19 protein-coding genes are annotated in these 19,790 nt (G+C 71.5%); 8 read left to right on the top strand and 11 right to left on the bottom strand.

Annotated elements, in window-relative coordinates:
• Positions 1-133: 133 nt before the first annotated feature.
• The 4 genes from ACQCO7_RS20040 to ACQCO7_RS20055 form a co-directional block, all read right to left on the bottom strand.
• Positions 134-2,020 (bottom strand): ABC transporter ATP-binding protein, encoded by a 1,887-nt coding sequence (locus ACQCO7_RS20040; protein WP_464073157.1) that lies wholly within the window; start codon positions 2,018-2,020, stop codon positions 134-136.
• Between the two features lie 106 nt (positions 2,021-2,126).
• Entirely contained in the window at positions 2,127-2,855 is a 729-nt protein-coding gene (locus ACQCO7_RS20045) for a lasso peptide biosynthesis B2 protein (RefSeq protein ID WP_464073158.1), read from the bottom strand.
• The gene (locus ACQCO7_RS20050) at positions 2,852-4,636 is read right to left on the bottom strand and encodes an asparagine synthase-related protein (RefSeq protein WP_464073159.1); all 1,785 of its coding nucleotides are present in this window, start codon (positions 4,634-4,636) and stop codon (positions 2,852-2,854) included. Before ACQCO7_RS20050 ends, ACQCO7_RS20045 begins: the two co-directional genes overlap by 4 nt.
• A 65-nt stretch (positions 4,637-4,701) precedes the next feature.
• Positions 4,702-4,845 (bottom strand): hypothetical protein, encoded by a 144-nt coding sequence (locus ACQCO7_RS20055; protein WP_464073160.1) that lies wholly within the window; start codon positions 4,843-4,845, stop codon positions 4,702-4,704.
• 448 nt (positions 4,846-5,293) lie between these two features.
• Between ACQCO7_RS20055 and ACQCO7_RS20060 the strand changes: the two genes are divergently transcribed.
• The gene (locus ACQCO7_RS20060; protein ID WP_464073161.1) at positions 5,294-6,709 is read left to right on the top strand and encodes a transcriptional regulator; all 1,416 of its coding nucleotides are present in this window, start codon (positions 5,294-5,296) and stop codon (positions 6,707-6,709) included.
• Positions 6,710-6,744: 35 nt separating this feature from the next.
• Positions 6,745-7,563: a YwqG family protein gene (locus tag ACQCO7_RS20065; protein ID WP_464073162.1), complete on the top strand. Its 819-nt coding sequence runs from the start codon at positions 6,745-6,747 to the stop codon at positions 7,561-7,563.
• Positions 7,564-7,567: 4 nt separating this feature from the next.
• Here ACQCO7_RS20065 and ACQCO7_RS20070 read toward each other — a convergent pair whose 3' ends face one another.
• Positions 7,568-8,392 carry an SCO4651 family lipoprotein gene (locus ACQCO7_RS20070; protein ID WP_464073163.1) on the bottom strand — a complete coding sequence of 275 codons (825 nt, stop codon included), beginning with the start codon at positions 8,390-8,392 and terminating at the stop codon, positions 7,568-7,570.
• A 120-nt stretch (positions 8,393-8,512) separates the two neighbouring features.
• On the opposite strand from ACQCO7_RS20070, the gene ACQCO7_RS20075 reads away from it, so the two are divergent.
• Positions 8,513-8,677 carry a hypothetical protein gene (locus tag ACQCO7_RS20075; protein ID WP_464073164.1) on the top strand — a complete coding sequence of 55 codons (165 nt, stop codon included), beginning with the start codon at positions 8,513-8,515 and terminating at the stop codon, positions 8,675-8,677.
• Between the two features lie 76 nt (positions 8,678-8,753).
• Positions 8,754-10,280 carry an FAD-binding oxidoreductase gene (locus tag ACQCO7_RS20080; protein WP_464073165.1) on the top strand — a complete coding sequence of 509 codons (1,527 nt, stop codon included), beginning with the start codon at positions 8,754-8,756 and terminating at the stop codon, positions 10,278-10,280.
• A 90-nt stretch (positions 10,281-10,370) separates the two neighbouring features.
• Here the strand turns inward: ACQCO7_RS20080 and ACQCO7_RS20085 are convergent, their stop codons facing one another.
• The 3 genes from ACQCO7_RS20085 to ACQCO7_RS20095 form a co-directional block, all read right to left on the bottom strand.
• Complete coding sequence (locus ACQCO7_RS20085) at positions 10,371-11,069, bottom strand: phosphatase PAP2 family protein (RefSeq protein WP_010355705.1); 699 nt, start codon at positions 11,067-11,069, stop codon at positions 10,371-10,373.
• Between the two features lie 151 nt (positions 11,070-11,220).
• Positions 11,221-12,228, bottom strand: coding sequence for a C40 family peptidase (locus ACQCO7_RS20090; protein WP_464073166.1), 1,008 nt, complete (start codon positions 12,226-12,228; stop codon positions 11,221-11,223).
• Positions 12,229-12,570: 342 nt separating this feature from the next.
• On the bottom strand, positions 12,571-13,350 hold the full coding sequence (locus tag ACQCO7_RS20095) for a trypsin-like serine peptidase (protein ID WP_464073167.1): 780 nt from the start codon (positions 13,348-13,350) through the stop codon (positions 12,571-12,573).
• Positions 13,351-13,736: 386 nt separating this feature from the next.
• Here ACQCO7_RS20095 and ACQCO7_RS20100 point away from each other — a divergent pair, with 386 nt between their 5' ends.
• Both ACQCO7_RS20100 and ACQCO7_RS20105 read left to right on the top strand, forming a co-directional pair.
• Positions 13,737-14,591 (top strand): helix-turn-helix domain-containing protein, encoded by an 855-nt coding sequence (locus ACQCO7_RS20100; protein WP_464073168.1) that lies wholly within the window; start codon positions 13,737-13,739, stop codon positions 14,589-14,591.
• Between the two features lie 33 nt (positions 14,592-14,624).
• On the top strand, positions 14,625-15,077 hold the full coding sequence (locus tag ACQCO7_RS20105; protein ID WP_464073169.1) for a hypothetical protein: 453 nt from the start codon (positions 14,625-14,627) through the stop codon (positions 15,075-15,077).
• Between the two features lie 200 nt (positions 15,078-15,277).
• Here the strand turns inward: ACQCO7_RS20105 and ACQCO7_RS20110 are convergent, their stop codons facing one another.
• Positions 15,278-15,526 carry a DUF397 domain-containing protein gene (locus ACQCO7_RS20110; protein WP_464073170.1) on the bottom strand — a complete coding sequence of 83 codons (249 nt, stop codon included), beginning with the start codon at positions 15,524-15,526 and terminating at the stop codon, positions 15,278-15,280.
• 174 nt (positions 15,527-15,700) lie between these two features.
• Complete coding sequence (locus ACQCO7_RS20115; protein ID WP_464073171.1) at positions 15,701-16,609, bottom strand: oxidoreductase; 909 nt, start codon at positions 16,607-16,609, stop codon at positions 15,701-15,703.
• Between the two features lie 73 nt (positions 16,610-16,682).
• Between ACQCO7_RS20115 and ACQCO7_RS20120 the strand changes: the two genes are divergently transcribed.
• A complete protein-coding gene (locus ACQCO7_RS20120; protein ID WP_464073172.1) occupies positions 16,683-17,285 on the top strand; it encodes a TetR/AcrR family transcriptional regulator in 603 nt (200 codons plus the stop codon).
• A gap of 37 nt (positions 17,286-17,322) precedes the next feature.
• Here ACQCO7_RS20120 and ACQCO7_RS20125 read toward each other — a convergent pair whose 3' ends face one another.
• A complete protein-coding gene (locus tag ACQCO7_RS20125) occupies positions 17,323-18,123 on the bottom strand; it encodes a class I SAM-dependent methyltransferase (protein WP_464073173.1) in 801 nt (266 codons plus the stop codon).
• Between the two features lie 241 nt (positions 18,124-18,364).
• Between ACQCO7_RS20125 and ACQCO7_RS20130 the strand changes: the two genes are divergently transcribed.
• Positions 18,365-19,687, top strand: coding sequence for a S53 family peptidase (locus tag ACQCO7_RS20130; protein WP_464073174.1), 1,323 nt, complete (start codon positions 18,365-18,367; stop codon positions 19,685-19,687).
• The last annotated feature ends 103 nt before the right edge of the window (positions 19,688-19,790 follow it).

Below are 19,790 nucleotides of genomic sequence, written 5' to 3' on the forward strand. Positions count from 1 at the left end.
CAGGGGGCCGTCCGCCGGGGTCGAGGCGCCGCTTCACCAAAGGAAACAGCCGACGCGGATCACTGAACCCGGTTTGCGAGAGTGACGCAGAGGTGAAGCTATGGCCTGAGCTGTCCCGTGGTGAAGAGCAGGCTCAGGTGATGCCGCCTTCTTGGAGTCGGTGGAGTTCGGCGAAGAGGGAGTCCTGGTCGAGGAGTTCCTGGTAGGTGCCGGTTTCGGTGATCTTTCCGTCGTTCATGACGATGATGCGGTCGGCGGTGCGGGTGTTGGCGAGGCGGTGGGTGATGACGAGGGCGGTGCGTCCGGCGGCCAGGAGACGGAAGGCGGTCAGGACTTGGTGTTCGGCGCGGGCGTCGAGGGCGGCGGTGGGTTCGTCGAGGATGTGGACGGCGGCGTCGGCGTGGAAGGAGCGGGCGAGGGCGAGGCGTTGCCACTGGCCTCCGGAGAGGTCGTGTCCGCCCCACCAGGAGCGGGCGAGGGAGGTGTCGAGTCCGTGGGGGAGGCGGTCGAGGACCTGGTCGGCGCCGGCGGCGCGGGCGGCGCGGTGGACGGCGGTGTCGCCCAGTGGGTGGGGGGTCCCGAGGGTGATGTTCTCTCGGGCGGTCAGGGGCCAGCGGGTGTAGTCCTGAGGGGTCATGGCGACGTGCCGCCACACATCGGCGGGTGAGGCGTCGGACAGGGGGATGCCGTCCCAGGTGACGGTGCCGGTGTCGGGGAGGTAGAGGCCGGTGAGGAGATGGACCAAGGTGGTTTTGCCGGAGCCGTTCTCCCCGACGACGGCGACGAGTTCGCCGCGTTTGAGGTCGAGGTCGACTCCGTCGAGGGCGGGGCGCTTGCTGCCGGGGTAGGTGAAGGTGAGGCCCCGGGCGCTGATGACGGTGGGGCCGTCGGGGGGCAGGGGGCAAGTGCCTCGATGGGTGCGGTGCCGGTCGGCTTCGTCGAGGAAGGCGGCCCAGTCGTCGAGGTGGAGGCCGGTGCGGAAGACCCGTGCGGTGGCGCGGGTCAGGGTGGTCAGGGCGGCGGTCGCGGTGCGCAGCGCGAACAGGGCGGTGCCCGCAGCGGCGGGATCGAGGCGGCCGGTGGTGACGAGGAGGGTGAGGACGGCGAACGTGGTGAGGAGGGTGAGGGCTGAGACGGTGTCGCCGGCGAGCTGGACGCGCAGGCCGCGCAGCGCGGCCGTGAGGGCTTCGTGTTCGAGGCGGTCGGAGACCTGGCGGTAGCGGGCGGAGAGGAAGGCCCCCATGCGGGCGGAGCGGATCTCGGCTGCGGTGTTGCGGTCGGTGCTGTAGCCGCGCAGGGTCGCGCGCAGACGGCTGTCGGAGCGGGCGGCGGTGACCGCCGCGTGCTCCAGGCGCGCGGCCCGCAGCGAGGCGTACGCGCGGGGCGCGGCGGTCAGCAGCAGGAGGCCGACGAGGAGCGGGTCGAGGACGGCGACGACGGCGGTGACGGCGGCGAGTTGCGCGAGGACGGAGATGCCGCTCTGGACGTCGAGGACGAGATCCCGGGCCGACTCGGCGCCCTTGCCCGCCGCGTCCAGGCGGTCCTCGAAACCGGGGTGCTCGTAGGCGATCAGCTCGACACCGGCCGCCGCGTCCAGGACGCGCAGGTCGGCCTCCCGGAACACGCGGGGGCTGAGGCGGGCGGCGGCGGCGCGGGCTGCGGTGTCGGCGAGGGAGGCGGCGGCGAGCGCGCAGGTCACCCACGCCGCCGGTACTGCCGCGTCCCGCAGGAGGGGGCCGACGGGTTCGTGGCGGCCGTAGGCGCCGGCTGCGTTCAGGACCAGGGCGATCAGCGTCGTCGTCGCGGTGAGGGCGAGTGCGGCCAGGGCGGCGGCGGCCGTCTGGGCGGTGAGCATGGCCAGCAGGGCGCGGCGGTCCGCGTGCCAGGCCAGGCGCAGGGTGCGGGCGAGGACGGCGGGCAGGCGGCGCGCGGTGGCGGCCAGGCCCGGGGATGCGGGGTGGTCGTCGGTGTGCCGCATGAGTGGCGCGGGGCCGACGGCGGCGGGCAGGGACTCGGTCACCCGTCCGGTGTAGAGGCCCGGCCCGCCGCCGCGCACGCCATTTCCGTATCCGCTGTCACAGCCGGTCAGAAGAGACTCTGGAGACGTCGACTCCGGTCGGTTCCGTTCATTCGTGGGGGTGGACGGGGGGTGCGGAGGCGACGGCGGTCCAGGGGCGGCGGGGGTCGTCCGCGTCGCGTCCGCTCAGGCCGAGCGCCCCGGCCGGGGTCCACACCCAGGCGTGCGCCTCGTTCGGCAGGCGCCGTGCGCCGATCACCCAGTGCGCCCGGCGCCCCTGGAGAGCGAGGACGAGGACCGCGGCCAGCGACACCTCCATGCACGCGATCCTGCCCGGCCACCAGACCGGGCGCACCGCGTGGACGGCGGCGACCACGGACGCGGCGGCGGGGGCAGGGGCGGGCGGCAGACGGCGCAGAGCGCCCAGGAGCCGCATCCGGGTCCACAGAGGCAACCGCATCATCGCGAGCGCAAGGACCAGGCCGAGGCGGGCCAGTACCCGTACCGCGCGGCCCGGTGTGCCGTCGTACGGCGGTACGGGCCTGGTCGCCGGGGGCATCGGCGGCGGCAGCACCCGGGCCCCGGGCCCCGAGCCGGTGAGCAGGCCCGCCGTCTCCAGGTTCCCGACGACGGCCGTCACCGTCGTCTCGACGTCGCCGGGCATCCCCTCCGCCCGCAGCTCCGCCACGAGGCCGGGAAGAGTACCGGAGAGCGCCGCCGACCAGATCCGTTCCGTGACCGTGTTCATCCACTGCCACCGGCCCGTACGGACGTTGAGGACGGCCGTGCAGCCGTCGCCGAGGTCGGCCCGGTGGATGCCGGGCGGCACCCGCCTCACCGTGTCTCCCCGGTGAGGACGGCGGCGTGCGCCAGCCACCACGAGGTGATCAGGAACGTCTCCAGGGCGGGCAGCGGAGGGCGGCCGGTGCCCGCCGCCGCCTCGTCCAGCGCCATGTGCACGACGCCGGCGTCCAGGAGCCCGCCCGCCACCAGGGCGCTCGCGTCGACCATGCGGTGCAGCTCCTGGCGGTGGGCGCGCAGCCCCTCGTACAGCAGGGGTGTGAAGTTCCCCTTGGACTGCCGTCCGGTCAGCCACCCCGGCAGGTCGGGGCGGGCCAGGGCCAGGAGCGGTTTGTAGACCCCGGGGGCGCGCCGCTTCGTGGCGGCGATGCGCAGGCAGGCGGTGACGGTCTCGTTGTCGAGGAACGGGCTCACCGGGACGACGCCGTGCTCGGCGTACAGCGGTGCGCCGTCGCGCAGCGCCCCGGCGTTGTACCGCAGCGCGGCCCAGTCCTCCCACTCCCCGGCCTCCACCTCCCCCACCGCTTTCCCGGAGTCGTCGAGCAGGGCGGCGACCGCCTGGCGCCCGTGGGGGGTGAGCCACCGCACCGGCGCTCCGACGGGGCACCACGTCCACACCCCCAGCCCGTCGCCGAGCATCTGTCCGGCGGCGACCGCCTCCGCGGCCCGGGACAGGGCGTACGGCCGTCCCCGCCGCGCCGCGGTCTTCACCGCCCGCCACAGCGGGCCGGGTGCAGTGTTCACGCGGCGGGCCCGCTCGGTCACCGCGGCTTTCGCCCGGCGGGTCTGGCCGTCCTGCACGAGCGCGATCCACGCGGCCGTCGACGACTCCAGCACTACGTCCCCGCCGTGCCCCGTCAGATGCACCGCCGAGACCCCGCGCGCGGGTGCCAGGTAATCGGCGTCCAGCGCCGACGAGGCGACCGGCAGAACCGGCGCGTACGGCACCGCCTGCGGCCAGCGCGCGTAGTACGCGCTCGCCGCCCCACCCGCGCTCACGTGGTGCTCCACGCCCGCGAAGGCCGCGACCTGCCGGGCGAGGCGAGTGTCCTCGCCGTCCGCCAGGGGCCCGCCGTAGGTGACGGCCACGACCGGGGTCACGGCCGACGCGGCGATGACGACCGCCGAGGAGTCCAGGCCGCCGGACAGATCCGCGCTCACCTTCGGCCCGGCCGACGCGGCGTAGCTCTGCGCGGCCGTCCACAACGCGATCCCGACCTCTGACGCGCCCTCCCACATGCTCCGCCCGTCCGGACACGGCCGTACGTCCACCGCCCGCACCGCATCGCCGTCCAGGACCAGGACGTAACCGCCGGGCACCCGCCGGATCCCCTCCCACACCGACCGGTCCGGCCAGTGCTCCGCCGAGCCCACCGCGACCGTCGCCGCGAGCAGGCCGAGGTCCGGCCCGCTGCCGGTCTGCCTGGCGAGCAGCGCGGCCTCGGTCGCCCACACCGGGCCCCGGCCGGTGACGGCGGTGAACACGGCCCGCGTCCCCGCGAGATCACCCGCGACGACCGTCCGCCTCCGTACCTCGTCGCGGACTGCCATCCAGTACGAGCCGCCCAGAGCGCACACCTCCCCGAACCGTCCCCGGACAGCCTCCTCCGCAGCGCGGACGACCTCGGCGTCCCCGGCCCGGCACACCCCGGCCACCACCACGCTCACCCCCCTGCGCTCCACCACCCGCACCCTCCTGCCGGGCGCGCGCCACACCCCGGCCGCGCGCACAGCCTCCTGCGGGGCGTCGAAAGCGCCCCCGGCCAGCCACATCGTCACCGTCCCCATCCGTCCTTCCGCCGCGTTCCTGCCGGTCACGGACACGCCTGGGGCGGCGCGGTCATGACGCCGCGCCGCCCCAGGGTGTTCAGATGCTCAGCCGGTCAGCCCTCGAAGTAGTTGTCCTTGTCGGAGTCGTTGAAGGTCTGCCGACCGAGGGTGACCTCGTCGACGTCGGCCGACGCCAGCACCGGAATCAGCGGCACGACGACGGGGGACAGAACGCTCGCGTCCGTGATGGTGTTCATGACGGGGTGTCCTTCCTGCGATTCACCGGACGGCCGGATGCCGGACGGCACCGGCCGGTCGTACACGGGAGCGGTCCACGGGGGACCCACCCGGAGAGGAAACGCCGCTCGACGGCGGTCAGTTGTAGAAGGCGATCTCCTCGCGGATCCCGGCCTCGGCATTCCCGAGCGTCACCGTGTCGGCGTCCTCCGCGTACAGCACGGGCATCGGACCGAACTCGTCCATGACGTACTCCTTCTTCCGCAGCGTCGGCGTCTCCGGCGCCCTCACAGCACACCCCACCCGAACATCCGTCCGGTAGCCGGTGATGTGCGGTGAACAACGGCGCTCACCAGGCACCCCCGTGCGGCGTCACCACGGCGCTTTACGGCGAACTGCGTCTGTACGTAGGCGAGTTACCGGCCCGCCGATACCCTGGAGAGCCCGCCATCAGGAAGGGCGCACCCCATGGGCAGGCCCCCGCTCGACCGGCAGCCGAACCCCCGTCTGGCCTACTGGATGAGCCGGGCCGGGGCAGGCAACAACCGGCTCGCCCGCCTGATCACCGAACGCGGCGCCGCCCAGGGCATCACCGGGCTGGGCACCGACGAGAGCCGGGTGAGGGCCTGGCTGAAGGGCACGGTGCCCCGCGACCCCGTGCCCCGGCTCCTGGTCGAGGTCCTCAGCGCCGCAACCGGCACCGACCTCACCTACGCGGACATCGGCCTGCCCGGAGAGAGCAGACCGACCGGCATCCGCAGCCCGTGGAACCGCACCGGCGCCCTCACCTCCCTCAGCCAGATCATCCGGAGCGAACTGATGCTGCCCGACACCCGCACCGGCCCCGACACCGCCGGCATCCTCACCAGCCACGACCTCCTGGCCCCCTTGCAGGAATGGCTCCTGGCCCACCCCCAAGCCCCCGACACCACCGTACCGGGCCACCGGATCGGCATGTCCGAGGTCGACGGCATCCGGCAGATCACCACCGCCTTCCGCGACCTCGACAACCGGCACGGCGGCGTCCTGTCCCGCTCCGCCGTCCTCGCCCAGACCGACACCGTCCTCGCCCTGCTGAAGACGGGTACCTACACCGAGGCCGTGGGCCGTGAGCTGTTCTCCGCCGCCGCCGACCTCGCGGGCGTCGCCGGATGGATGACCTTCGACGCCGGCCGCCACACCGCCGCCCAGCGCACCTTCGTCTCCGCCCTGCGCGCCGCCGCCGAAGCGGGCGACAAACGCATCGGCGCGCACATCCTCCAGTGCATGGCCCGCCAGATGTCCCACCTCGGACACACCGACGACGCCCTCGATCTCGTCGCCCTCGCCCAGTACGGCGCCCGCCGCGACCTCACCCCCGCCTCCGCCTCCCTGCTCGCCGCCCTGGAAGCACGCTTCCACGCGATCGCGGGCAACATCGCCGAGAGCGAGTCGGCCGCCGGACGGGCCCTCGACGCCTACGAACGCGTCGAACCCGGCACCGAGGCCCCCTACATGGCGTTCTTCGACCTCCCCGAACTCCAGGCCACCCTCGGCATGGCCCACCAGATCGCCGCCCACCACCTCGACGGAACCGCCCGCACCCGCCACGTCAGCCGCTCCACCAGCCTCGTCCAACAGGCCCTCGACGGACGCCCCGAACACCGGCGCCGCAGCAAGGCGTTCGACCACCTCGGGCTCGCCCGCACCCACCTCGCCGGAGGCAACCCCGACGCCGCCGCCGAAGAAACCACCCGCTGCCTCGACCTCCTCGGCGCCGTCCACTCCCGCCGCGTCACCGACCGCCTTGGTGAACTCCACCAGGAAGCCGAACCCTTCGCGACAACCACCCCCGGCCGCGACCTCCGCGAACAGATCCACGACAGGCTCACGGCCACAGGATGACCCCACTGTCAGACCCCGCTGGCAGCATCCCCCTCATGCCCACCGCCCGCACCACCCCACCAAGACCCCTGGACATCACCACCCTCGCCCCCGCCCTGACCCCCCTCGCCCGCACCGCGACCCGCCTGCACCCCCGCCCCGGCTCCCCCACCGTGCACGACAGCTCCATCGGCGGCCCCCTGCTATGGCCGACGCGTCACCAGTGGCCGCACTGCGACAAATGGCACGAGGGCCCGCTGTCGCCGATGATCCCCGTGGCCCAGCTGTACGTCCGGGACGTACCCCAGTTGCAGCCACCGGGGAAGACCGACCTGCTCCAGATCCTGTGGTGCCCCTCCGAGGAACACCCCCCGGACCACAAGCCCCCGACCTACCTGTTCTGGCGAACGGCGGCGGACGTCACCCAGATCCTCACAGCCCCGCCCCAGCCGTCCGAGCCGAACACCTGGTACGTCCCGCGGCCGTGCGTGCTCGCGCCGGAGCAGGTCACCGAGTACCCGCACTACCTGGAGTTGAGCGAGGAACTGCGGCAGCAGATCACGACCGTCGTGGAGACGGACGAGTTCTACACCGACGAACTCTCCACCGCCCCCGGCTGGAAGATCGGCGGCTGGCCGAGATGGGGCCTCACCGACCCCGTATCCCGCTTCTGCGTCCACTGCGGCACCCGGATGACCCCCCTGCTGACGATCGCCTCGGACGAATGGCACCCGGACAACAGAAGCTGGGTCCCCTACGAGGACCGAGCCGACGCCGACCCGAACCCACCCGGCGTCACGGTCATCGACGCCAACCACCTACAGCTCTACGCCTGCCCGAAGCACCCCACCCACCACACCACCCTGATCCAGTGACCGCTCACTCCGCGATCGTCCCGGCGTAGATGTCCCGAGACTCCGGAAGCCGTACGACGGCCGGCGCCCCGAAGTCGTACAGCAGGACCGTCGACGCCACGGCCACCACCCCCTCCCGCCCGCTGTTGACGAAGCTGAACCGGTGCCGGACCTTGCGGATGCGCCCCTGGTCGTCGAGGTACACGTCGAAGGGGACCTCGGCGGTGGCGAACCCCTCGGCCGCGGCGGCGAGGGAGGCCCGGTTGCCGGGGGTCGCGCCGCGCGCGGCGAGCGCGAGGTCGGCGGTGCCCCGGTAGTGCCGGACGCCGACCCCGGCGACGTCGGTCAGCCCGACGTACGACGCCGTACGCACCCCCCGCAGCAGCTCGGCGGCGGCGAACGGATCGGTGGCACCGCCGGTGACGAGGTTGCCGTCGGAAAGGGTCGCCGTGTCGACGCGGACCCACTTGTCCGCAGGCACCCCGGCCCCCCGGTTCTTCATGAACAGCGCACCCGGCGCGAGGAGTTCGGTGATCGGACGGTGCTCGCTGACCCCGGACGGGTCCTGCGGGAGGACGACCTTCAGCTGGCCGAGCTGCCGCCGGTAGTCGTACACCCCCTCCCCCCGGATCGTGACGCGCGTCCCGCCGGTCGCCATCTCCATGGACGTCTGCGCACGGGAGCTGCCCGCCGCGAGCAGCGTGTCCGCGGCCCGGTGCAGGGTCCCGACCGGGTCCCCGACGGGCGCGTCCTCGGCGGCGGCGCCACTGCTCACACACCCCGCGGCCCCGGCCACGACTCCGGCCACCAGTCCCGCGACGGCCACCACACCGCCCCGACGGTCCTTCATCTCCTGCCTACCCCCAGATCGCGGGCCCCCATGTGGCCCTGTTCAACGACCCGCAAGTACCACCGTCACGCCCACGGCCGCCTGGAGAACCCTTTACCGACAGTGAGTACCGTGGAGTACGTGACACAACCGGACGGCACCCCCGCCCCCTCCGGCGACCATCTCGCCACCACCGTCGACCAGGGCCGCTTCTGCTTCGCCCGCTGCACCTGCGGCTGGCGCGGACCGGCCCGGCGAGCGAGAAGCCTGGCGCGGACGGACGCGGAGACCCACGCGAAGGGATGAACCCCGGTCGGGGAACCCCGCGTTCCGGGAACTCGTCTCGTTCGACAGACACGAGGCCGCGACGGAGGGCGACACCATGGAACGGCGCATGTTCATCGGCGGCGCAGCCGCACTCACCGCGGCGACGGCGACCGGCTGCCGGTCCACGACTACCGGCGCCCCCACCCCTTCGTTCGCCCGCGCCTCGCTGGCCGGCGCCCCCACCGACTGGAAGGCCCTCGCGAGCGACCTCGACGGCCTCCTCGTCCGCCCCGGCGAGGCCCAGTGGGCAGCGGCCCGCCAGCTCTACAACACACGCTTCGACAACCTGAAGCCCACAGCGGTCGCGTACGTCGCGCACGCGGAGGACATCCGTACGACACTGGCGTTCGCCCGCGCGCAGAAGCTGAAGGTCGCCATCCGCAACGGCGGCCACTCGTACGCGGGCTGGTCGTCCGGCGACGGCCGCCTGATCGTCGACGTCTCCAAGCTGAACCGCGTCCGCGTGGGCGGCGGTACGGCCGTCGTCGGCGCCGGCTCGAAGCTGATCGACGTCTACCGCACGCTCACCGCGAAGGGCGTCACGATCCCCGCCGGCTCCTGCCCGTCGGTCGGTGTCTCGGGCCTCACCCTCGGCGGCGGGCACGGCGTGGTCTCCCGGGCGTACGGCCTGACCTGCGACAGCCTCACGCAGGCGACGGTCGTCACGGCCGACGGCAAGCAGCTCACCGCGAACGCGCAGCAGAACCCCGACCTCTTCTGGGCCCTGCGCGGCGCGGGCAACGGCAACTTCGGCGTGGTGACGGAGCTCCAGTTCAAGACCCACGCGGCGCCCCAGGCGGTCTCCGGCTACCTCACCTGGTCCTGGGCGAAGGCGGCGGCGGTCCTGCGGGCGTGGCAGGAGTGGGGCCCGGCCCAGCCGGACGAGATCTGGTCCGCCCTGAGCTTCTCCAACTCCCCCGGCGGCACCCCGTCCATCTCCCTGGCGGCCTTCTCCCTGGGCACGTACAACGAACTCCAGAACGCGGTCGACCGCCTCGCCGCCAAGGCGGGCGCCCCCAAGTCGGTCTCGTTGCGCCGCCGTTCGTACGCGGAGGCGATGGAGGTGTACGCCGGCTGCTCCTCGTACACCAAGCCCGCGAGCTGCCACCGCCCCGGCACCCTCCCGGGCCGCGACCCGGGCGGCAAGCTGGGCCGCGAGACGTACACGGCCCGCTCCGACTTCTACGACAGGTCCCTGTCGGAGGCGGGCATCCAGGCCCTCCTCAAGCAGCTGAAGGCGGTCCAGGGGGGCGCCGGAAGCATCGCCCTCACAGCCCTGGGCGGCGCGGTGAACCGCGTCTCCCCCACGGCGACGGCTTTCGTCCACCGCCGCTCCCGCTTCCTGGCCCAGTACATCGCGTCGTGGAAGTCGGGCACGACGGGCGCAGCGGCGCAGTCCTGGCTCAACTCCGCCCACAAAGCGATGCAGCCGTACGCGTCGGGAGCGGCGTACCAGAACTACACGGACCCGACGCTGACGAACTGGCGGAAGGCGTACTACGGGGACGCGGCGCCGAGGTTGGCGAAGGTGAAGCAGAAGTACGACCCGGCAAGGTTTTTCACGTACCCACAGGGAATCTAGAAGCGCAACCAAGTCTTTTAGGGGCGCGGGGAACTGCGCGACCAGCCACGACGGCGCCGCACCCGCCAGCCCCCAGAACCCCCCACCCCATTAGGCAGCCAGGTCCCGCTCCCCCGCCTCAACCCCCGTCCGAGCCCCCGGCACGAACGCGACCCGAGCCGCCCGACTCCGCACCAGCCACCCCACCCTCGGCGACCGCTCGATCGCCTTGAGAACCGGCGTCAGGAGAATCGAGGCCAGCGGGGACAGCAACAGCGCGACGGCCGTCCCCAGCGCGAACCCCCCGATGACGTCGGTCGGATAGTGAACCCCCATATAAACCCGGCAGAACCCTTCCAGAACCCCCAACAGCAGCCCCCACACCCCGAACCGCCGATTGGCGACGAACAGCGCGACCCCCATCGCCATCGTGATGGTCGCGTGGTCGCTGACGAACGAGAAGTCCGTCTTCCCGGAGACGAGAACCTCAAGCCCCTGATGGTCATTGAACGGCCGGGGCCGTTCGACGAACCCCCGGATGGGCACGTTGATCAGAACGGCGACGCCGGCCGCGAGCGGCGCCCACACGAGCGCGGCGACAGAAGCCGCCGCCTCCTCCCCGGAAGCGGCCCGCCGCCGCACCGCCAGCCAGCACCACACGATGAGCAGAACCATCGCGAACAACAACCCGTATTCGCCGACGAATCCGACGATTCGGTCGAACCAGTGCGGCGCGTCCTTGGCGAGGCCATTGATGTCGTACAGCAGCTCGACATCGGGGTTGGATCCGGAATCGGCGAGTCCAGCCATGGTGCTGCGGCCCCTTCGTCGTGGTCGTCTCAACAGGAACGCACGGCCCCGCTTACAACGTTCCTGTCTCCACTGAATGATCACCGAGACGTTATCGAAGGGAGATGCGCCAACTCGGCGCAGGGCCGGTTTAAGGAACCGTCACCCGTTTTCAGACATTGGTCGGCAGCGCTTTCGCGCCATCCGCGGTGACCCGGGTCGCCCCGAAATAGTCGGGTGTGTCGATCGGGTCGAACCGGATGACGGCCCCCGTACGGGGCGCGTCGATCATGTACCCGCCCCCGACGTAGATCCCGACGTGCCGGATGGCCCGCGAGTTCGTGAGGTCGTCGGAGAAGAACACCAGGTCACCGGGGAGCAGTTCGGCCCGCGTGGGGTGCGGCCCGGCGTTGTACTGGTCGTTGGCGACGCGCGGCAGCTCGATGCCGACACTCTCGTACGCCGCCTTCGTCAGCCCCGAGCAGTCGAACCGCCCGCCGTCCGCGGCGGTCCCGTCGCCGCCCCACAGATAAGGCGTGCCGAGTTTCTTCTGCGCGTAATAGATCGCCCCGGCGGCCTGCTCGGACGGCGACACCCGCCCGACCGGCGCCGCGAAACTCTCTTCGAGGGTGGTGATGGTCTTCACGTAATTCTGGGTCTCGCTGTACGGCGGTACGCCCCCGTACTTGATGACCGCGTACGCGCCCGCGTTGTAGGCGGCGAGCATGTTGTGCGTGGCGTTCCCGGGCACGTCCTTGACGTATTTCGCGATCTCGCAGTCGTACGAGGCGGCGGACGGAATGGCGTCGGCGGGATCCCAGACGTCCTTCCTGCCGTCCCCGTTCGCGTCGAGGCCGTGCGTCGCCCAGGTACCGGGAATGAATTGCGCTATTCCCTGCGCGGCGGCGGCGCTCTGCGCCCGGGGATTGAATCCGCTCTCCTGATAGAGCTGCGCGGCGAGCAGCGCGGGATTGATCTCGGGGCACAGATTGCCCCACTTCTGCACGAGCGCGGTGTAAGCGGCGGGAACGGACCCCTTGGCGAGCGCCTTGGTCCCCCCGCCGACCCCGTTCGCCATGTTCCCGGCGACCAGGTACACCCCGACGACGAGCACCATGACGAACGCGAGCCCGGCCCCGGCGACCGCGGTCACCCAGATCCACGCCTTACGCACCGTCAACCGCCCCTCGCCGCCCGGGAGTCACCGCGCGTCAGTCTACGGCGGGAACTCGCCGCGCACGGGTAGGTTCGCCCCGGTCGGAGGCTGTCCATCGCGAGGACGTTCTAATCCCCTCTCCCGCAGGGCTCGTCGGCCTCGTGGGGGACGCCGCAGCGGCGGCAGCGGACGTCGGGGACGGGTCCCGCGTCCGGCTTCGCGGCATCTGGCTTGGACCAGGATCTGCCGGGGACGCGGCGGGGAAGAGGGGTGCGGGGGGCGGGCGTACGAAGGCGAGGCGTGGGGGACAAGACCTTCTCTATCCAGCGTTCAGGACACGCGATACGACAGACGATCGTACGCCCGTCACCCCCCTGCCTCCTTGTACAGCGCCTCGGCCTCCGCCCCCAGCACGACGCTGTACGACACGTCGTCCGTGTCCCCGCCCTGCTCGTGCCCGCCGAGTACGCCGACGACCTCGTGGTGCCCGTTCACCCAGGGGCTGCCGCTGGTTCCCGCGCTGAACCGGGGGCACTCGATCCGCTGCTGCGTACTGCTGTGCACGGCCGGCCGGTTGGTGCAGGTGATCGCCCGCTCGGAGGTGTCCGGATACCCGGTGACGGTCACGGGAGAGGCGCCGGTGGCGGTCCGGGGGGCGAAGAGGTTCCCTCCGACGACGTCCTCGATGTTCCGGTGCCCGGCGTTGGGCGCGAGGGCGGCGAAGGCGATGTCGCTGTCCTCGTCCTGCTCCTTGGCCCACTCGGCGGGCAGGAAACTCTTCCGCACCTTCCAGATCCCGTAGGGCGCTTTCCCGTCCTTGTACCCCGGCACAAAAACAAACCCGGACCCGTCGTCCCCACCGAAACAGTGCGCGGCGGTCACGATCAGATCCCGCCCCTCGCTCTCCACCACCGACGCCGTACAGAAATGCTCCCCCGCCGGCTTCCCCACATCGTCCGCGTAGAACAACGCCCCCACCCGCGCCGCAGCCGCAGCCGCCTCCCCCTGAGCCACCACCGTCACACCCAGGGGCCCGCCCCCGTCATCGGCGACAGCCGCCGACGCCAGGACACAACTCCCTGCCATCAACACCGTCGCGCCGAGCAGCGCGAACCTTCGGTTCCCCTGGGGGCGGGTGCGGTTCATCGGGGTCACTCTGAACCATCAAGGTGAGAAAAACATCAATCCGAGCTGTCGAAGGGCTACGGACGACAGGCTGCTCCCCATGCGTCACTCCAAACTCCCAGCCTGCTGTGATGCCGGACACAATCGAACATCGTCACTCGATCGGTCGATTAGACATATGGCGTTCGGGTAAGCGCTCCTTGACGGCATCACTCAGTGACATGGCAGTTCGGTAGTAGCCGCAAGGAAAATGCCCGACTGGCCTACACCGTTCGGCTACCAAGCGGTGTGACGTTGTCATAGGCTCGCCCACTGGGGCTCTTGACACGCAAGCAACGTTGACCTAGACGCCTTGGTCGCGTTCTGGTCCCGTGCAGTGCGTGGAGCGCGGCCAGGAAGGAGATTCCATGCCCAGCGCCTCCGATCCCAGCCTGAACCGGCGCAAGCTGCGCCTCGCGTTGAAGGCCGCGCGGGACAAGACCGGGCTCACGCAGCGGGAGGCCGCGGACCGTCTCGACTGGTCGCTCTCCAAGGTGATCAGGATCGAGGCGGGGACGGTGAGCCTGTCCGTCACCGACCTCCAGGCGATGCTGCGGCTGTACGAGATCGACGACGAAACGGTCGTAGCCGATCTGGAGCAGGCGGCGCGCAACAGCAAGGGCCAGTCGTGGTGGTCCGACTACAGCGACATCATCACGCCGACGTTCGCCCAGTACCTGGGCTACGAGGGCGCGGCCGACACCATCCGTACCTACCACCCGACGTTCTTCGTCGGCCTGCTCCAGACCGTGGACTACATCGAAGCGCTCTTCGCGGCCTTTCCCGGCGTCACTCAGGCCCAACGCCTCACCGACCTCAGGGCGGCCCGGCAGGAACGCGTCTTCGCCGAAGGCGGCCCGGCCCTGGAGATGATCGTCGACGAGGCGGCCGTGCGGCGCGTCATCGGCGGCGCGAGCACCATGCGCAACCAGCTGACACACGTCAAGCGGCTGGCGGAGACCGGGAAGATCACGCTCCGGATCCTGCCGTTCTCCGCCGGGGCCCACGCCAGTCTGGAGGACAGCTTCGCTCTCTTCGGCTACCGCGACGACGAGGACGTGCTCTACCTCGCCGGGCCGGGCGGTGTCCTCACCAACCGGGACGACCGCGCGAAGGTGGCTCTCTACCAGGAGTGCTTCGAGGACCTCACCGACAAATCGTTGAGCCAGGAGGCATCGATCGCACTCATCGACGAGGTTCTCGGGCAACTGAATCTGTCCTGATTCCGACCAGGCACCGACGGGGGCGTGCAGGCCATGGTGAACGAGAGGCGGAGGCGAAGGAGGCGGCACTCGGACGCCGATCGTTCTCCCGGCAGCACCACCCTGCCGACGAACCGGGCGTCCACGCGCGCCCCGTCGGTGCCCGGCTCACTCACCGCGCAGGGCCTCACCAGCGACAAGGCGTGCACGCGGTTGCAGCGGCTGCGCACCGAGGACACCGACAACGCGATACGGCGGAGAAGGGCGCACACCGACGACCTCATACGGGTGTTGCGCAACCTGACCGCGCTGGCGCTGTTCTCCTCGGCCACGCTGACGCTGGTCTCCTACGCCGGCATCCGGATGGGAATCCCGCCGGAAGCCTGTGTCGCAGGTAGTTTCAGCGCGGCCGTCCTGCTGATCAGGACCTTCGCGAAGGCGTTCGAGTCGATACGTCCTTCGCTGCCGGACGCACCAAAAGACCCACCGTCCACCGATGAGCGATAGCCGGGGCCGACGCCCACCACCAGCCGGCCGCACCGGACATCAGCACGAGGACCGACACCCACAGCACCAGCCGGACGACGAGATCCCCGCCCAGCAGCGACGCAGCCGCCCCCGCCGCCGCGGACGCCAGCCCGATGACCAGGCAGTAGCGGGTGAACTCCCGCCGCCCGCGCGGCGCTTCGCCATCCGGATCGTCTGCATCACATCTGCTCATGGGCGCCCCCAGCGGCCGTTCTCTCTCCCCAGTACGCTACTGCGGCCCGCCAGGCGGGGAAGGAGAAACCGAGCATCGCCCGCTCGGGAGCCTTGGAGTCACGCACCCGGACACAGACCGGGAGGCGAGCGACCTCGCAACAATTCCCCGATGCCGGCTCGCTGTAACTGCTCTTCCACCAGACAACCGGCCCACTCTCCTCGACCACAGCCGCCTCCTCCCAACCGCCTGCCACATCCCGGTACTCGCGATCGGCCCCCAGGCCAGGATCGGGCCACGTTCAGGGCAGGGAAACGCACCCGACGGCCCGCTGTGCGCAAGGGAGTTCTACCCAGGAACCCGGACCGTCAACAGCGAGCAGCCCGCGCACAGGCCCTTTCCGCCACGACCGGCGATGCGGCAGACGCCGTCACCTCACCCCGACCCCCGCCGGAAACTTCACCCCGGTCATCTCCTCCGACAGCGTCCACAGCCGCCGCGCGGCCTCCGCGTCGCTCGCCGCCTCCGTCCGCCCCACCAGCGTCGGCGCCCCCCGCACCTCCCCGAACCCGTCGGGCCCGACGTAACTCGCACCGGGAAGGTCCTGGGTCGCGGCGTACAGGGTCGGCAGCGCACCCGCCCGGTCGGACTGGGCGAAGAGGCGGTTGCCGACGGCCATGAAGCCGCGCATCACGGGGTTGCCGTGGTGGCTCTGGAGGTTCGTGGCGGACCAGCCGGGGTGCGCGGCCAGGGCGCGGACGGGGGAGTTCGCGGCCGTCAGGCGGCGCTGGAGTTCCAGGGTGAAGAGGAGGTTCGCCAGTTTCGACTGGGCATAGGCGCGGACGGGGGTGTAGCCGGACGTGAGGTTGACGTCGTCGAAGTTGATGCGGCCCGCCCGGTGCGCCCCGGAGGCGAGGCTGACGACACGGTCCTCGACGTACGGCAGGAGGAGGTTGGTCAGCGCGAAGTGGCCCAGGTGGTTCGTACCGAACTGCGTCTCGAAGCCGTCCGCCGTACGCCCCTCGGGGACCATCATGACGCCCGCGTTGTTGACGAGGACGTGCAGCGGGCGCGCCTCCCAGTCCCGCGCGAAGTCCCGTACCGACCCGAGGTCGGCGAGGTCGAGCCGGCGCACCTCGGTGCTGCCGCCGAGCCGCGCGGCGGCGGCCTGTCCGCGCTCGACGTCCCGTACGGCGAGGACGACGTGCGCCCCGGCGCCCGCGAAGGCGCGCGACGCGGTGAGTCCGATGCCGCTGTTGGCGCCGGTGACGACGACGGTACGGCCGGAGAGGTCCGGCATCCGGTCCACGTTCCACTTGCTCTGTTCGGTGTCAGCCATGCACCCAATGTAGACGTCGCCAACAATGATGGCAACGACAACATGAAGCGGGTTCCGCGCTACGATGACGGTCATGTCCGCGTCGTCCGGGAACCGCCCCTACCACCACGGAGACCTCCGCTCCACGCTCCTCGCGAGCGCGGAACGCACCCTGCGGGAGAAGGGCGTCGCCGCCTTGTCACTCCGCGAACTGGCCCGCACTGCCGGCGTGAGCCACGCGGCCCCCGGCCGCCACTTCAAGGACAAACAGGCCCTCCTCGACGCGCTGGCGCTGGACGGCTACGCCCGCCTCAACACGGCGATGGACAAGGCGAACGACCCGGCCCTCCCCCTGGAACCCCGCCTCACCTCCCTGGCCCGCGCGTACCTGACCTTCGCCACCGACCACCCCGAGCTCCTGGAGCTCATGTACACCCGCAAACACGACCCCGACTCCGCGGCCCAGTTCACCGGCGCCGTGGAGCGCTCCCTCGCGGCGTTCCTCAGCCTCATCACGGACGCGAAGACCTCCGGCGAGATCATCGACGCGGACCCGGACAGCATCACCCTCCTCACCGCCACGTCCCTGCACGGCCTGGCGGCCCTGGTGGCGGCGGGCGCGTACCCGGCGGAGGAGATCCTGGCGCGGCTGGACACGCACGTGCACCTGCTGGTGGAGGGGCTGCGGCCGAGGTAGAGCCCCGAGCCGACGACCCTCGGCCCTGTTCACCCGCTCAACGCACCCGCGCCCCCACCACCCGCACCACGAACCCACAGGGCACCCGCCCCTCCTCCCCCACCAGATCCCCCACGGCCCCCAGAAACTCCCGCCGCACCCCTTCGACCTGCCCCGCGCTCAACGGCCCCAGGTCGTAGACCCCCGCCAGCGACTCCCAGACCTCCTCCACGGTCCCCCCGATGTCGATGGCGACGCTCTCCCAGGCCACCTCCCCGAACCCGGCCCCCCGGAGCACCCCCGCCAGCCCCTCCCGGCTCCGCACCCGGCGGTCCCCGAGCGCCGGAATCCCCCCGGCGGGCAGCCTCCGCAGCACCTGCACGAACCGCTCGTAGGCCTCCCCGCCCACCGCCCCGCCCCCGATCACACCGGCGAACACCCCACCGGGCGCCAGCACCCGAGCCACCTCGGCAGCGACCGTCTCCACCTCGGCCATGAGCATCAAGGCCATATGGGACACGACGGCATCGAACTCCCCGTCCCCGAAGGGAAGTTCCTGGGCGCGCCCCACCTCGGCGTCGAAGCCCCGCGCACGGGCGAGTCCAACAGCCTCCGGTGACAGGTCGATGCCGGCGAGGCGGCGGCCGGGGAAGTCGTCGCGGAGCAGCTCCAGCAGGACCCCGTCCCCGCAGCCGAGGTCGAGCACGCGCCGGGCGCCGGACACCTGATCCCGCAGCAGCTCGTAGCTGGACCGCCCGTCAGGCCCGCGCCCGCGCGCGAACGCCTCCCCGGTGACCCCGGGCCGCCCGGCGTGGAAGTCCCTCAGGAACGCTTCCTGCACGTCACTGCCCCCACCCACACCCTTGCCCCTTTCGTAACGCACACGTTTCCCAGGTCAAGCCCCCATTATCCACGGGCCATTCCGAGGCCAACCCCGGGCAATCCCCGAACCCCGTTCGGTAACGCGGAAGTCAGGATTCCGCCACCTGTCTTGTTTGTCGCGTACCCAACAAGCCACAGTCGTCGCCGGGCCGCCGCCCGCACCCCCCACGGCTTCACCCGCACCGCCCCTGAACACCCCACTTCCAGGAGGCTGTACCTTGCGTACGACCGACAACACCCCTGCCATATCCGGCAGATGGCGCCGCACCGGCGGCGCGGCCTTCGGCACCGCCGCTCTCCTCCTCGCGGGCCTCGGCACAGCGGCACAGGCGAACGCGGCGACCCCGGCGGCGAGTTCCCCCGTCACCTGGACGGCGACCCCCTGCTCGACCCCGAAGCACGCGGGCGACCTGACCTGCAACTCCTTCCGCGTGACGGGCGGAGTCACCGCGTTCTCGAAGGAGAAGGCGGCAAGGTCGCACAAGGGCGCGGCGATCACCCCGAAGGCGGCCAGCGCCACCCCGACCGGCTTCGGCCCGAGCGACCTCCAGGACGCGTACGGCCTGACCGACGCCGCCGCGAGCAACGGCTCCGGCGAGACGGTCGCGATCGTCGACGCGTACGACGACCCGAACGCGGAGGCGGACCTCGCCAAGTACCGCGCGAACTACGGCCTGAGCGCCTGCACGACGGCCAACGGCTGCTTCAAGAAGGTCTCCCAGACCGGCTCGACCACCTCGCTCCCGACGGCGGACAGCGGCTGGGCGCAGGAGATCTCCCTGGACCTGGACATGGTCTCGGCGATCGCCCCGAACGCCAACATCCTCCTGGTGGAGGCCAGTTCCTCCAGCATGGCCAACCTCGGCAAGGCCGTGAACGAGGCCGTCGCCCTGGGCGCCAAGTTCGTCTCCAACAGCTACGGCGGCTCCGAGTCGTCGAGCGACACCTCGTACGACTCCTCGTACTTCAACCACCCCGGCGTCGCGATCACCGTCTCCGCCGGTGACGAGGGCTACGGCGCCGAGTACCCGGCCGCGTCGAAGTACGTGACGGCCGTCGGCGGCACCGCGCTCAAGACCGCTTCGAACAACCGCGGCTGGACCGAGTCCGTGTGGAACACCTCGTCCACCGAAGGCACCGGCTCCGGCTGCTCCGCGTACGACGCGAAGCCGTCCTGGCAGACCGACACCGGCTGCTCGAAGCGCGCGATCGCCGACACCTCGGCCGTGGCGGACCCGGCGACGGGCGTCGCGGTGTACGACTCGTACGGCGTCACCGCCGGCTGGTACACCTTCGGCGGCACCTCCGCGTCGTCCCCGATCATCGCGTCCGTGTACGCCCTCGCCGGCACCCCCGGCAGCAGCGACTACCCGGCGTCGTACATCTACAACGCGGCCGGCACCTCCGCGCTGAACGACGTCACCAGCGGCTCGAACGGCACCTGCTCCTCCAGCGCGAGCTACCTGTGCACGGCGGGCTCCGGCTACGACGGTCCGACGGGCTGGGGAACCCCGGAAGGGCTGGACGCCTTCACCGGCTGACCGACTGACTCACCGTCAACAACGGGCCACGGCGATCGAGCCGTGGCCCGTTCGTGTTACGAGCGTGAGAGCATCGGGAAAGTGTCTCAACGACAGAGGCGCC

The organism is Streptomyces saintjeani (assembly GCF_055409605.1).

Bases quoted from the DNA above. Each gene is read 5' to 3' on its own strand.
- ACQCO7_RS20065 (WP_464073162.1), top strand. From the start codon at position 6,745: ATGCCCACCGCCCGCACCACCCCACCAAGACCCCTGGACATCACCACC.
- ACQCO7_RS20120 (WP_464073172.1), top strand. From the start codon at position 16,683: ATGTCCGCGTCGTCCGGGAACCGCCCCTACCACCACGGAGACCTCCGC.
- ACQCO7_RS20105 (WP_464073169.1), top strand. From the start codon at position 14,625: ATGGTGAACGAGAGGCGGAGGCGAAGGAGGCGGCACTCGGACGCCGAT.
- ACQCO7_RS20100 (WP_464073168.1), top strand. From the start codon at position 13,737: ATGCCCAGCGCCTCCGATCCCAGCCTGAACCGGCGCAAGCTGCGCCTC.
- ACQCO7_RS20080 (WP_464073165.1), top strand. From the start codon at position 8,754: ATGGAACGGCGCATGTTCATCGGCGGCGCAGCCGCACTCACCGCGGCG.
- ACQCO7_RS20085 (WP_010355705.1), bottom strand. From the start codon at position 11,069: ATGGCTGGACTCGCCGATTCCGGATCCAACCCCGATGTCGAGCTGCTG.
- ACQCO7_RS20070 (WP_464073163.1), bottom strand. From the start codon at position 8,392: ATGAAGGACCGTCGGGGCGGTGTGGTGGCCGTCGCGGGACTGGTGGCC.
- ACQCO7_RS20055 (WP_464073160.1), bottom strand. From the start codon at position 4,845: ATGAACACCATCACGGACGCGAGCGTTCTGTCCCCCGTCGTCGTGCCG.
- ACQCO7_RS20060 (WP_464073161.1), top strand. From the start codon at position 5,294: ATGGGCAGGCCCCCGCTCGACCGGCAGCCGAACCCCCGTCTGGCCTAC.
- ACQCO7_RS20115 (WP_464073171.1), bottom strand. From the start codon at position 16,609: ATGGCTGACACCGAACAGAGCAAGTGGAACGTGGACCGGATGCCGGAC.
- ACQCO7_RS20095 (WP_464073167.1), bottom strand. From the start codon at position 13,350: ATGAACCGCACCCGCCCCCAGGGGAACCGAAGGTTCGCGCTGCTCGGC.